The organism is Spirosoma endbachense (assembly GCF_010233585.1).
In the GTDB taxonomy this organism is placed as follows: Bacteria; Bacteroidota; Bacteroidia; order Cytophagales; family Spirosomataceae; genus Spirosoma; species Spirosoma endbachense.
The window spans coordinates 215,318-227,584 of record NZ_CP045997.1 but is presented as its reverse complement, the minus strand read 5'-3'; the positions used below and the strand labels follow the sequence as shown (position 1 = coordinate 227,584).

The following is a 12,267-nucleotide window of genomic DNA, read 5'->3' as shown; positions in this document are numbered from 1 at the left end:
GAAGCCCGCTCATCGCCCTATGCGATGGTGATTCAGGCGGCTAGCTGCTGGTTAAAACTAGTCGTTCACTGGCTTTCGACCAGACAGCATTGTCCCAAATTGACCAATTCTTCGACTGAATTGAGGAAGATCCTGACTGAAATGAAGCCATCAAATTCAGGAGCAGTGATCAATTACTACCTAAACGGGCCAATTTTAGCTGCTTTAGAAACAAGAAAAGGCCTACTCGCTCTTTTATGAGGAGTAGGCCTTTTGGTAGCCATTATAAAATTTATTATGCTCTAATTCACTCTCAGTTTTTGCCCTGGTCGGATACGCGACCGCGATGAGAGGTGATTTTTACGAGTCAATGCTGATACGGACATGCCATAGCGACTGGCGATTGAACTGAGTGTTTCGCCCGACCGGACGCGATGCAATACGGTTCGTTTAAACCGTGGCCGCGAACTGGATTCGGAGGATGCCGAACGGCCTCCACGGAGATAATCCCACACGGACCCAGTCAACAGAAAGTGATCAGAGATGATCGAGTTTTCCGGAAATGAGTAAATGTTTAACGGACTAAATGGGTTGCCTTCGTAGCGGGTCTCAAAGTGCAGGTGAGCGCCGTAACTCCGGCCCGTATTGCCGCCTAACCCCACCTGATCACCCGCTTTCACGAGTTGATTCGTTTCTACGGTTTGCTTGGACATGTGGCCATAAAGCGTTTCAAGACCGTTATAGTGGCGAACCAGTACATAGCGGCCATACCCATTACCATCCCAGCCCACTACGCGCACGATACCATCAAAAGCAGCGTAGACCGGGTCACCGGTTTCCAGATCGAGATCAGTGCCTGTATGCCAGCGCCCCCACCGATACCCGAAGTTCGATGTCATTTTCCCTTCGTTTAATGGAGCCGACCAGTAGCGGTTTGCAGGCGGGTCATAGAGTTTAATATCGATGGCTTCGTTAAACTCCAGTGGATTAATATTATACGGGTCAATGGTTCGGGAATCCCAGACGGCGTAATAATCAGCGATTTTAACCCACTCATTACCAACAAGGACCGAGTCAATCACTTCAACAACGCTGGCTTCACCCTGATCAATTGTGCTGGTGTCTTCGCTAACGACCTTATTAAGTTCTTTTTTGGGCTCAAACTGGCTATTAAAGCGCAGTTGGGTAGCTTCCTGCTCGAATGGGTCGTCCGCTTTTTGAGGCTGTTCGACGACTGGTGCATTCGGGTTATATTGATTTTTGGGCGTAATCGTAAGGTTTTTCTTAAATCGCCCCCGTTCCTGGGCCTGTGCCGTTACGGTAAAACACAGGCAACTGATGGCCAGGAGCCATCGAACAGCCGTTTTTCTCATCAGCATCAAAGATGAGTTTTCGGAGAAAAATTTTCAGTTTTCAGCGGCCTGCGCGGTAATACCGGCGTGTTTGCTACTGAAAACTTTTCTCTGAAAACTAGTAAGTTAATGAACAAGTTGTTGTTCCTGCATTTCTACTGTGACCAGATAACGTTCAGCGTCGAGTGCGGCCATGCAACCCGTTCCGGCTGCCGTAATGGCCTGACGATAGACGTTATCCTGGGCATCTCCGCAGGCAAAGACACCAGGTATATTGGTTCGGGTACTCCCTTTTTCTGTCAGGATATAACCACTCTCATCCATCTCAAGGTACTCCCGAAAAATGTCAGTATTTGGTTTGTGACCGATGGCTACGAAAAAGCCGGTCACGTCTAAAACGCTTTCTTCGCCCGTTACAGTATTCTTCACCCGAACGCCCGACACTTCGTCGTCGCCAAGCACTTCTATAGTTTCGGTGTTGAACAGAATTTCGATGTTTGGCGCGGTATTAACGCGTTGCTGCATGAACTTCGACGCCCGCATTTCGTCGCGTCGAACGAGCATATATACTTTACGGCAGAGGTTAGCCAGGTAGCTGGCTTCTTCGGCCGCCGTATCGCCCGCACCGATTATGGCCACATCCTGCCCACGGAAGAAAAATCCGTCGCAAACAGCACAGGCAGAAACGCCCCGGCCATTCAGGCGCATTTCTGACGGCAAGCCCAGCCATTTGGCCGATGCGCCCGTCGAAATAATAACTGAATCTGCGGTTATTTCGTGTTTATCGTCAACGATCGCTCGGTGCGGATGCCCGGAAAAATCGACGCTGGTCACCATACCATAGCGAACATCCGTACCAAATCGGCGGGCCTGGTTCTCTAAATCCTGCATCATTTGTGGCCCCTGAACACCGTCAGGATAGCCAGGAAAATTATCAACCTCGTTGGTAATGGTCAATTGGCCACCAGGCTGTGGTCCCTGATACATAACGGGTTTCATATTAGCCCGCGATGCGTATATAGCAGCTGTATAGCCAGCCGGGCCGGAGCCGATGATCAGGCACTTTACGTGTTCGGAAGTCATGTGATTGGCACTAAGTTGTCTTCTTTATAACAAAATACCGTTCCCTAAAAAGAGATGGTATTTAGACAACATACACAAAATTGAAAAAAATCCCGCAGGAAAGCAAAAGAGCGAGCAGAAAGGAGCACCGAGCAGCAGTTCCTGGATGTCGCCTGACCGACCGCCTTCTTCTCCCTGCTCATCGCCCCCTTACATCCAGCCCTCAAAGCACCCGCCACTCGATCCGCCGATTCAGTCGTCGGTTTTCGTCGGTAGTATTCGGCGCTACGGGGCGGGTTTTGCCATAACCAACCGCTTTAATACGACTGGGATCAATACCGGCTGTGGTCAGATAAGCCACAACCGACTGCGCCCGCTTTTGTGAAAGCGTCAGGTTAGAGGCTGCTTCTCCCTTGTCATCCGTATGTCCGGCGATTTCGATTTTAACCGTTGGACTTGCTTTCATGAATGCCGATAACCGGTCGAGCTCTGTGCGCGACTTCTCGGCGAGGTCATACCGGCCCGATTCAAAAAAAAGATTATTCAGTGTTTCCTTGGCTGTCTCTCCGGCTACGGCCGGTTCCAGTGGAACGTTCAGCGACATTCCTGTACTGGCCTCCCGATCAGCTTTGGGCTTCTGAGTGAAGTCGAAGGAAAGGCTCTTGAACAGATAGCCCGGAACACTCACGTACAGCGCGTATTCTCCTCCGCTGGGCATAACGGCCGTGTATTGGCCGGTCTGAGCGTCGGCGTGAACGCGCGAAACAATCTGATTGGTCTTTAAATCAATTAATTCGACCGTAGCGGCCAATGGCTTTTTTGTTTTTGCATCAGCCACCACACCCTTTAGGTAATTAACGGGTTTTACACGCTCCCGTAAAGCCTCTGGAAGTTCAAAGGCATACAAACGGGATTTCTGAGATACGCCGTCTTTTTGTTCCTCAAACGAGTAATAGGCCCGCTTTCCATTGGCCGCTACGAACAGGGATGCCTGATCTTCGGATGTGTTGATCGGATAGCCTAGATTTGTTGGTACCGTCCAGCCTGTTGTGGAGCTGTCGGACACAAACAGGTCATAACCGCCCAAACCAACATGACCTTCTGACGCAAAGAAAAGGCTTTGACCATTCGCATGAATAAAGGGCGAGGCTTCATTGAAAGGCGTGTTGACAGGTACGCCAATATTGACCGGTTCCTGCCAGTTTCCTTCGGTATCGAGATCACTGCGCCAGATATCGCGTCGTCCTTTGCCGCCTGGTCGATCAGAAACGAAATAAAGCCGGCGCCCATCGGCCGATAACGAAGGCTGTGATTCATAAAAACGGGTATTGACCGTAGCGCCAAGATTTTCGGGAGCCGACCAGTCATCCCCGGTTTTACGACTCAGATACAGATCACAACTACCGAAACCTTTTCGCCCCTGACAGGCCGTGAAAACGATCATCCGACCATCGGCGGAGAGACTGGCCGTGCCTTCATTATCGGGCGTATTGATCCCGGACGAAATTGACGTTGGGGGCGACCACGTTTCTCCATTAAAGGTTGCCGTCATTAAATCTTCATCACCTTCGGGTTTCAGCGCCGTAAAGACGAGTGTTTGTTCATCAGCCGTCAGCACAGGAAAATATTGCGAAGGTGTTGTCTGCAGGACCGACGACAGCGGCTTGGGATCGACCGGCTGTGGGTGCTGAATGGCCTCCTGGGCAAATCGGGCCGATTCAATCTGTCGACTAACGCGCTGTCCCTGAGCCGACTGAGGAGGAGACATCGTCTGAAATTTCTCCAGATAAGGTAACGCTTCGGCATAACGCCCCAGCCGGAGCAGCGTATTGCTCAGCGACTGATAAGCCGTTCCGGACGCCGGACTGTCGGGTTGAAGTCGAATCGCGTTCCGGTATGCCGCTATAGCGGGTTCATAACGCCGGGCAAATTCATAAAGCTGCCCCAGCTTCAGGTAAGCATCCATGAAATTGGGGTCCTGCTTGACGGCCTGTTCCATAAATGGAATGGCCTCGTTCGCTTTTCGCTCGCCAAACAGCTTAATTGACTGGGCGTAAAGCTCCTGAGCCTTTTTATCCTGTCCTATAGAACAATGGATAATGACCAATGAGCAATGAAGGATCAGGATAGTATAACGGGCTATACGAGCCATTGTCCACTTCCCTTTATTGGTTATCCAGCGATTTACGGAATATCCAGATACTTGTGTGTCTGCAACGAGATTTGCCATTGCGGATGATCTTTAACGTAATCAACGATGCGAGGCAGCATTTCATTGGAACGACTCCACTCAGTTTGCAAAAAGAGTTTGCAATCGGGGCGAAGATGCGGTACGAACGACTCGGCAAACGCAAAGTCGGACTGGTTGTAAATGATAACTTTCAGCTCATCCGCCTTGTCAAAAATAGCCGGATTGGGCTTCCTGAATTTTTTAGGAGAAAAGCAGATCCAGTCCCACGAACCCGTTACAGCCTGGCACACGCCCGACGTTTCGATATTTGTCCGGAACCCGGCATTCTGTAGAGCAGCCGTTAGCTCGGTCAGGTCGTGCATGAGCGGTTCTCCGCCCGTAACGACCGCCATCCGGCCAGGATAGTGTAACGCTCCATCCACAATGGCATCAATCGTTAATTTTGGGTGTGCATCGGCATCCCACGATTCTTTTACATCGCACCAGTGGCAACCGACATCGCAGCCACCGAGCCGGATGAAATAGGCCGCCCGCCCCGTATGTGCGCCCTCTCCCTGAAGAGTATAGAAAGCTTCCATGACAGGTAGTGTAGCCTGCATGGAATCGACAGCCCCTATTTCCTGTTGTTTCTGTTCCAAAAGCATATGGCAAAGATACGCACTTATAGACCAGACCTGTATGATTTTTGCATCCAGATTGGTCCTGCTATTCTGGACTGATCTGACCAGGAGGTCAGGTTTTGTGAACCATATACGGGTGAAGTCGTTACACTAACATCCTCTGAACTGCGTGTATATGAAGCCGTTTTTCCTAATACCCTGCCTACTGTTATGTAGCTTTATAGCCAATTCCCAGGTAAAACCGGCAGACTCCGGCCAATCGCCAGAACTCGAAACTGTTGCCGAGTTTGGTAAACATCAGCCGATTGGTGTCGGTGTATCGAAGGGAAAACGCATATTCGTTACGTTTCCCAAAAATTCCGATAATTATGACTATGGCCTTGCCGAAATCGTCAACGGCCAGCGACGACCCTACCCTAACGAGGAATGGAACAAGTGGGATTCACTGAATCCGCAGAATCGCTTTATCAATGTGCAGGCTTTATTTGTCGACCAGACAGATGCGCTTTGGGTACTCGATCCAGCCAGCCCTTCCGGCATGCCTGCTTTTCCAACGGGCATAAAGCTCCTGAAGATAAATCTGGCTACCAATCAGGTAGAGAAGATCTATCGATTCGAGGACCAGCCCCGCGAGCGTACGGGCCTGAACGATGTACAGGTTGATTCACGCCAACAGATCGCTTACCTGTCGGACCCCAGGCGGGCTGCAATCATTGTGCTGGATTTAAAATCGGGAAAGAGCCGTGCCGTACTCGAAGGCGATAAATCGACCAAAGCCGATCCGAATTTCGTGCTGACGATTGACGGGAAAGAAGTAAGAGACAGCAAAGGGATTCCCTTCAGTAGCAATGTAAATGGCATAGCCCTCACGGCGGACTTTGCCTATTTATATTTTCGCCCGATTACACAAACAAACCTATATCGGATTGCGACAAACTACCTGACTGACCCTGCACTAACCCCAGCAGAAGTGGCCTCACACGTTGAAACAATGGCCGAAACGGGGGTATCTCACGGGATGGTAGCCGACAAAGCGGGTACTATTTACCTGACCGACTCGCCCCGCAAAGCCGTTCGTTATTTCACAGCCGACCGCAAGCTCAAAACGCTGGTGACCGACAACCGACTACTTTGGCCCGACAGTTTTGCCGTTGGCCCGGATGGCTACCTATACCTCACCGCGGCTCAGATTCAGCGTACCAAACGCTATAACAATGGTGAAGATAAGGTTGACTATCCATTTCGGCTGTACCGGATGAAACTACCGAAATGACGCACGGTTAATCGTCAGATTACACTGAGCACTTCTACGAGAAAATTTCCCGGAGCCATCACATAAAATGAGGTCGTTCCCCGCCCGCCCCACGTTTTGGGCTCATGCTCAAGCGACACACCGTCGGCCTTCATCCGAGTGTATGTCTCCGTAACCTGCTCAGGCGTATCGACAACCATACCCACATGAAAATCAGACGGATACTGAGGGATTTGATTCTTATTGAAGTTGCTTAATGCCAGAATAAATCCGTTTTTACCCATCAGAATAGCCAGGGCATCTTTTCCTTTTACGTCGGTGCATTTAAAGCCAAAATACGTTTCGAAGAAGGCACGGGTTTGTGCTACATCAGGCACAGCTATGTTTAAGTGGCTTAGGGTCATGTTCGTTTATATGTTTTTTCGGATGCAATAGTAGTCATAATTGTTGACTATATAGTCAACAATTATGACTACTATTGCATTATTAATTTTACTCAGAAATGAACTTGCCGAAAAGTTAAGGACGAAACCTACACCTTTCGGCAAGTTCAGGAAGCCTATTTTATGGACGATCAGGAACAAATTCAGTCGGAATTAGCGGCATACATGCGTACGAATGACCGCAACTGGGCGCGGCTTATGTGGGCAGGTAAGCGGTTGTTTGAACGAAGCATTCAACAAGCCATGAATGCATCAGGCATTGGTCCTTTTAAACTTTCCTACATACCTTTTCTAGCTAGTATCAGCCTGAAGAGCATTACAAATCGTGAGTTGGCGCAACGGGCCAAGGTTCCCAAACAGGCGATGAGTCGAACGGTAAAGGAGTTAGAGGAACAGGGCCTTATCCGGACCGACAAGAATCAGAAAGATGGGCGGAGTGTGAAAATAAGCCTGACAATTGAGGGACAAAAACACTTACTGACCATTAAGCGGCAGCAGCATCGACTAATGGATGAATACAAACAAGTTGTGGGTGAAGAACACTTTAACATCGCCGTTGATGTCCTTCGCCAGATTATTGCCTACCATGAATCGCTTGAGCAGGAGATTGATGATGAGTAACTTTTGAGTTTTCGTGTACCAGAATGAGCCATAATGTATTGAAATACTGTCGGCATGCCTAATCTATTCCAGTCAGGAAAATAACGATTTCAAGTAAATAAAAGCCCTTTTCAACTTATCAACATCGAATAACTTCTTTTGAACTGCGCTTCCGTTATGAAAACGGTTACTTTATTTCTGACATTTATTGTCGCTCTGGTCCTGCCAATATCGTCCGTTTCGGCACAGGTCGATCATCTGGCAACCACGCCTAAACTACCTGATCACCCTCGATTACTGCTGCTTAAGGGCGAAGAGGAAACGATAAAACGGACGATAGGAACGGATAAAACCTGGGGCAAACTCCATCAGGCAATTTTAACGGAATCGGATGTATTACTCGGAGCCGCCCCGCTGGAACGGATACAAATTGGCCGTCGCTTACTCGATAAATCGCGGGAAGCACTGCGCCGACTATTTTTTCTCTCCTATGCCTGGCGGATGACCCATCAGGATAAATACCTGAAACGTGCCGAAAAAGAATTGCTAACCCTGTCGGCGTTCAGCGACTGGAACCCAACCCATTTTCTGGACGTAGCCGAGATGACGATGGCCGTTGCCATTGGCTACGACTGGCTATATAACGACTTACCCGAGCAATCCCGGTCAATCATTAAGGAAGCCATCCTGAAAAAAGGAATTGAACCGTCGCTGGATTCGAAATACAATAGCTGGCTGAAGGCAAGCCACAACTGGAATCAGGTCTGTAATGCCGGAATGACATACGGAGCCATGGCAATTTATGAAGACCAGCCCGAACTGGCCAAACGCATCATTAATCGATCCATCGATTCCATCGTGTTACCCATGGGCGACTATAATCCCAATGGCGCCTATCCCGAAGGATATGGCTATTGGGGCTACGGTACCAGCTTTAACGTTATGTTTCTAAGCGCCGTTGAAAAAGCATTGGGCACTGACTTTGGGTTATCGACAAAGCCCGGTTTTCTTCAGACTGCCGGTTTCATGGAAAACATGACCGGGCCCTCCAACAACGCGTTTAATTTCTCCGATTCCGGCCTTAGCGGGGAGTTACAACCAGCCATGTTCTGGTTTGCTCAAAAGCAGAAAAACCCTTCCCTGCTTTGGGTAGAACGGAGTCGATTGATAAACGACGATGCCAGACAACACATCAAAAACCGGCTGCTCCCGGCAGCAATCCTCTGGAGTAACAGCGTTGGAATAACGACCATTAAGGAACCCGAATCAACGATGTGGGTAGGAATGGGCAAAACGCCGGTCGGCCTCATGCGTACTTCCTGGTCTGATCCGAACGCGATTTACGTAGCCACGAAAGGCGGGAGTGCCTCAACGAACCATGCTCACATGGATATTGGCTCTTTCATTATGGAAGCGGATGGCGTTCGCTGGGCGATGGATTTTGGGATGCAGAACTATGAAACGCTGGAATCGAAAGGGGTGGATTTATGGAATGGCAAACAGAATTCCCAACGCTGGCAAGTATTTCGATACAACAATTTTGTGCATAATACCCTGACGATCAACGACCAGCTTCAACGGGTCGAGGGGAAGGCCCCGATCACTGGTTCTTCGAGTACTCCCTCGTTCATGAGCGTCACTACCGACCTGACTGCCATCTATAAAGAGTCACTGGCAAAGGCCAACCGCGGTATTGCGATCGTCAATAAAGACTATGTTGTTGTTCGGGATGAACTGGAAACCCTTCCTACGGAGACCACCGTGCGGTGGACGATGCTTACACCGGCTACGGCAAAGATTGTTGGTGAAAACAAAATAGAATTGTCGAAGGAGGGTAAAACGTTGATTCTTCAGGTTCAGGAACCGGCAAAAGTCACGTTAAAAACCTGGCCAACCGATCCACAGCACGACTACGATGCACCTAACCCCGGCACCACATTAGTTGGCTTTGAAGTCAAACTTCCAGCGAGCACCAAATCGGCACTCACAGTTTTGCTGATTCCGGAAAAAGCAGTGAAGAAAACGAATACTAACGTGCAATCGTTACAGCAATGGCCCCATTGACCTGATTAGTTAAGTTAACCGGTCAATGTAACAGGCAATTTCTATGAAGCAGAATAGTCTTTTCGTTTTCGCGGCCCTACTGATTGCAGGAGCGATTTGGCTATACGGCACCTACTTTGCCACGCCTAAACCGCCACACCATCTCCCTGCCGGGGCAACTTCACCGAACGGTAGGCGGGTTGAAAAGACGGATGCTGAATGGAAGTCTATTCTGACAAGGTCGCAATATACGATCACTCGCGAGCGGGGCACCGAATGGCCCAATAGCAGCGAACTGACCCATGAACACAGGCCGGGAGCTTATAGCTGCGTTTGCTGCAGGAATCCTCTATTCTCGTCCGTAACCAAATTTGATTCTCGTACTGGCTGGCCCAGCTTTTATGCGCCGATCATCCCGAATGCGGTTTATTCAGAACCCGACGGTAACCGTACCGAGATTCGCTGTTCAGTCTGTGATGCTCATCTTGGCCATGTTTTCAATGATGGACCAGAGCCGACAGGATTGCGGTATTGTATGAACGGGGTGGCGTTGGTGTTTACGCCTACAAATCGGTAATCTGGTTTTGGTAATTCCACTTAAATTGATTTACGTTAATCTCCGTTTTATTAGAAGACAAATCCATCAGGAATTACTGATGAACAAAAAATCAGTAATTCCTGATGGATTTGTTGAATCTCGCTTATTTCAGAATCGGCTCCAGAGCGGCCCGGTTTGCATCAAGCCAGGCGTGGATGTCGGTTACGATTTCGCGAATGCCGAGTTGCGATTTCCCGACTTTATCAAACGAGGATTTGGAAAGTGGTAATTTCGTTGAAAAAATTGCCTATGCCTGCCAAAGACGCTTACCATGATATTGTTCGTACCGCTCTTGAGAAAGAATCGTGGCAGATTACCCATGATCCGTTACGACTTGTATTAGGACGAAGAAAAGGCTATGTCGATTTGGCAGCTGAAAAATTATTGGCCGCTCAGCGCGGAACTCAAAAAATAGCCGTTGAAATCAAAAGCTTCTTAGGTGCGTCAACATTGGATGAGTTCGAAGATGCTCTTGGACAGTTTTTGATTTACAAGGTAGCTCTGGAAACTGATGAACCTGACCGCAAACTTTATCTGGCAATACCAGCCAGTGTATATACCGATTTTTTTGATGATTCGTTTTTTATCGGCATTCTGGAACGATACGCCGTACTATTGCTTATTTTTGACGAAGAGCAGCAAACAATAATCCAATGGATAGACTGAAAAAGCATAAGGAAATCGTTCGGCTGATTATCGAAGAAATTGGCCGCATAACTCCATCAGATGAGCAGTCAGAAACGCAGGTCATCATAGACGAGGAGCGTGGTCATTATTTACTTTTTTCGATAGGTTGGGGCCACAACCGCCGGGAGTACGTGCCATTTGTACATCTTGACGTAAAGCCAGATGCCAAAGTATATATCCAACATGACGGTACGGATCTGAAAATAGCTGACCGCTTAGTTGAAGAAGGGATTGAAAAACAGTACATTGTCCTTGCTTTTCAATCCCCCAACCGCCGGAAACTCATACCAGATTTTGCACTGAGTTAGTATGCCACTACCGCAATATCGGCTCCAGAGCGGCCCGGTTTGCATCAAGCCAGGCGTGGATGTCGGTTACGATTTCGCGAATGCCGAGTTGAGGTGACCAGCCGGTCTTCGCTGTCACATTCGTATTGTCGGTGATGTAGAGTCGGATATCGGCCGCCCGGTTTTCGGTTACCTCCTTAATTGGAATGGTTTTTCCGGTTATTTCCTGACAAATTTTGGTCAGTTCCTGTAGCGATGCGCTACTTTGAACTCCCCCACCGGCGTTCAAAATATCACCATTGACTTTATCCAGGTTATGTAACTCCCAGTCGATCAACCGGTAAAGATCGTCGATGTGAAGCATATCGCGGGTTTGTTTGCCCGTTCCACCGTAGCCAATATAGGCCAGTTGCTGCTCAAAATAATGTTTGGCGATCCAGAGTACCATTACTCCCTGATCGACCTTACCCATTTGCCACGGACCGGTAATTACGCCACAGCGATTGATAACCGTTTTCAGACCATAAAACTCGTTGTATTCCTGAATCAGCAGTTCAGAGGCAAGTTTTGTCGTGCCATATAACGACCGGGCACCATCGAGCGGAAAATTCTCGGCAATTCCGCGCGACGATACCCCCGCCACTGGTTGATCATCAGTCAATACGAAGCGGGTCTCGGCCTCCTCGAAATTCAATGTTTCGATGGTTCTGATCGGGTAGACACGGCTCGTCGATAGAAAAATAAAATTGGCTTTGTGTTTAAGCGCGTAGTTCAGGCAATTAACTGTACCAAAGAGATTGGTATTGATGAGATAATCGGGGGTACCATCCAGCCCCGCCAGTACGGATGGCTCAGCCGATGCTTCGATGACCGTATCGACGGAAGGTAATGAATCGAAATCTTCCTTGTTTCGGATATCGCCATGAACGAAGTCAATGCCAGCCGCTTTGAGCCGCGCCAGGCTAAGTTCTGAACCTCTCCGCTTCAGGTTATCAAGCGCAAAAATCTGGTAATCAGGATAGTTTTTCTTGAGTGCGATAGCCAGCGATGAGCCAACAAATCCGGCCCCGCCGGTAATCAAAAGTTTCATAGTTTATAATTTTCAGTTTTCAGCATACCGGTTTCGGCTTACAGTTTTTGGCAATTATCGCTA

At 48.8% G+C, this 12,267-nt stretch carries 13 protein-coding genes; 7 read left to right on the top strand and 6 right to left on the bottom strand.

What is annotated here, in order from left to right; translation table 11 throughout:
* Positions 1-281 precede the first annotated feature (281 nt).
* The 4 genes from GJR95_RS00800 to GJR95_RS00785 all read right to left on the bottom strand — a co-directional run bounded on the left by GJR95_RS00800 (position 282) and on the right by GJR95_RS00785 (position 5,228).
* Complete coding sequence (locus tag GJR95_RS00800; RefSeq protein WP_162384076.1) at positions 282-1,352, bottom strand: M23 family metallopeptidase; 1,071 nt, start codon at positions 1,350-1,352, stop codon at positions 282-284.
* 105 nt (positions 1,353-1,457) lie between these two features.
* Positions 1,458-2,414 (bottom strand): thioredoxin-disulfide reductase, encoded by a 957-nt coding sequence (gene trxB / locus GJR95_RS00795; protein ID WP_162384075.1) that lies wholly within the window; start codon positions 2,412-2,414, stop codon positions 1,458-1,460.
* A gap of 202 nt (positions 2,415-2,616) precedes the next feature.
* On the bottom strand, positions 2,617-4,623 hold the full coding sequence (locus tag GJR95_RS00790) for an OmpA family protein (protein ID WP_162384074.1): 2,007 nt from the start codon (positions 4,621-4,623) through the stop codon (positions 2,617-2,619).
* Positions 4,578-5,228: a 7-carboxy-7-deazaguanine synthase QueE gene (locus GJR95_RS00785; RefSeq protein ID WP_394369981.1), complete on the bottom strand. Its 651-nt coding sequence runs from the start codon at positions 5,226-5,228 to the stop codon at positions 4,578-4,580. Before GJR95_RS00785 ends, GJR95_RS00790 begins: the two co-directional genes overlap by 46 nt.
* Positions 5,229-5,379: 151 nt before the next feature.
* Here GJR95_RS00785 and GJR95_RS00780 point away from each other — a divergent pair, with 151 nt between their 5' ends.
* A complete protein-coding gene (locus tag GJR95_RS00780; protein ID WP_162384073.1) occupies positions 5,380-6,477 on the top strand; it encodes an L-dopachrome tautomerase-related protein in 1,098 nt (365 codons plus the stop codon).
* A gap of 14 nt (positions 6,478-6,491) precedes the next feature.
* On the opposite strand, the gene GJR95_RS00775 is transcribed toward GJR95_RS00780, so the two are convergent.
* On the bottom strand, positions 6,492-6,860 hold the full coding sequence (locus GJR95_RS00775; protein WP_162384072.1) for a VOC family protein: 369 nt from the start codon (positions 6,858-6,860) through the stop codon (positions 6,492-6,494).
* A gap of 162 nt (positions 6,861-7,022) precedes the next feature.
* Here GJR95_RS00775 and GJR95_RS00770 point away from each other — a divergent pair, with 162 nt between their 5' ends.
* The 6 genes from GJR95_RS00770 to GJR95_RS00745 all read left to right on the top strand — a co-directional run bounded on the left by GJR95_RS00770 (position 7,023) and on the right by GJR95_RS00745 (position 11,135).
* Positions 7,023-7,520 (top strand): MarR family winged helix-turn-helix transcriptional regulator, encoded by a 498-nt coding sequence (locus GJR95_RS00770; RefSeq protein WP_162384071.1) that lies wholly within the window; start codon positions 7,023-7,025, stop codon positions 7,518-7,520.
* 156 nt (positions 7,521-7,676) lie between these two features.
* Complete coding sequence (locus GJR95_RS00765) at positions 7,677-9,563, top strand: heparinase II/III domain-containing protein (protein ID WP_162384070.1); 1,887 nt, start codon at positions 7,677-7,679, stop codon at positions 9,561-9,563.
* A 43-nt stretch (positions 9,564-9,606) separates the two neighbouring features.
* Positions 9,607-10,119: a peptide-methionine (R)-S-oxide reductase MsrB gene (gene msrB / locus GJR95_RS00760; RefSeq protein WP_162384069.1), complete on the top strand. Its 513-nt coding sequence runs from the start codon at positions 9,607-9,609 to the stop codon at positions 10,117-10,119.
* A gap of 79 nt (positions 10,120-10,198) precedes the next feature.
* Positions 10,199-10,369 (top strand): hypothetical protein, encoded by a 171-nt coding sequence (locus GJR95_RS00755; RefSeq protein WP_162384068.1) that lies wholly within the window; start codon positions 10,199-10,201, stop codon positions 10,367-10,369.
* A gap of 20 nt (positions 10,370-10,389) precedes the next feature.
* The gene (locus GJR95_RS00750) at positions 10,390-10,806 is read left to right on the top strand and encodes an element excision factor XisH family protein (RefSeq protein WP_162384067.1); all 417 of its coding nucleotides are present in this window, start codon (positions 10,390-10,392) and stop codon (positions 10,804-10,806) included.
* Complete coding sequence (locus tag GJR95_RS00745) at positions 10,794-11,135, top strand: XisI protein (RefSeq protein ID WP_162384066.1); 342 nt, start codon at positions 10,794-10,796, stop codon at positions 11,133-11,135. The genes GJR95_RS00750 and GJR95_RS00745 overlap by 13 nt, the downstream gene beginning before the upstream one ends.
* A gap of 7 nt (positions 11,136-11,142) precedes the next feature.
* On the opposite strand, the gene GJR95_RS00740 is transcribed toward GJR95_RS00745, so the two are convergent.
* Positions 11,143-12,204 (bottom strand): NAD-dependent epimerase/dehydratase family protein, encoded by a 1,062-nt coding sequence (locus GJR95_RS00740; protein ID WP_162384065.1) that lies wholly within the window; start codon positions 12,202-12,204, stop codon positions 11,143-11,145.
* Positions 12,205-12,267: the final 63 nt, after the last annotated feature.

Coding starts and splice junctions, on each gene's coding strand:
- GJR95_RS00790 (WP_162384074.1), bottom strand. CDS start 4,623: ATGGCAAATCTCGTTGCAGACACACAAGTATCTGGATATTCCGTAAAT.
- GJR95_RS00765 (WP_162384070.1), top strand. CDS start 7,677: ATGAAAACGGTTACTTTATTTCTGACATTTATTGTCGCTCTGGTCCTG.
- trxB (WP_162384075.1), bottom strand. CDS start 2,414: ATGACTTCCGAACACGTAAAGTGCCTGATCATCGGCTCCGGCCCGGCT.
- GJR95_RS00755 (WP_162384068.1), top strand. CDS start 10,199: ATGAACAAAAAATCAGTAATTCCTGATGGATTTGTTGAATCTCGCTTA.
- GJR95_RS00750 (WP_162384067.1), top strand. CDS start 10,390: ATGCCTGCCAAAGACGCTTACCATGATATTGTTCGTACCGCTCTTGAG.
- GJR95_RS00800 (WP_162384076.1), bottom strand. CDS start 1,352: ATGAGAAAAACGGCTGTTCGATGGCTCCTGGCCATCAGTTGCCTGTGT.
- GJR95_RS00775 (WP_162384072.1), bottom strand. CDS start 6,860: ATGACCCTAAGCCACTTAAACATAGCTGTGCCTGATGTAGCACAAACC.
- GJR95_RS00745 (WP_162384066.1), top strand. CDS start 10,794: ATGGATAGACTGAAAAAGCATAAGGAAATCGTTCGGCTGATTATCGAA.
- GJR95_RS00740 (WP_162384065.1), bottom strand. CDS start 12,204: ATGAAACTTTTGATTACCGGCGGGGCCGGATTTGTTGGCTCATCGCTG.
- msrB (WP_162384069.1), top strand. CDS start 9,607: ATGAAGCAGAATAGTCTTTTCGTTTTCGCGGCCCTACTGATTGCAGGA.
- GJR95_RS00780 (WP_162384073.1), top strand. CDS start 5,380: ATGAAGCCGTTTTTCCTAATACCCTGCCTACTGTTATGTAGCTTTATA.
- GJR95_RS00785 (WP_394369981.1), bottom strand. CDS start 5,228: ATGCTTTTGGAACAGAAACAACAGGAAATAGGGGCTGTCGATTCCATG.
- GJR95_RS00770 (WP_162384071.1), top strand. CDS start 7,023: ATGGACGATCAGGAACAAATTCAGTCGGAATTAGCGGCATACATGCGT.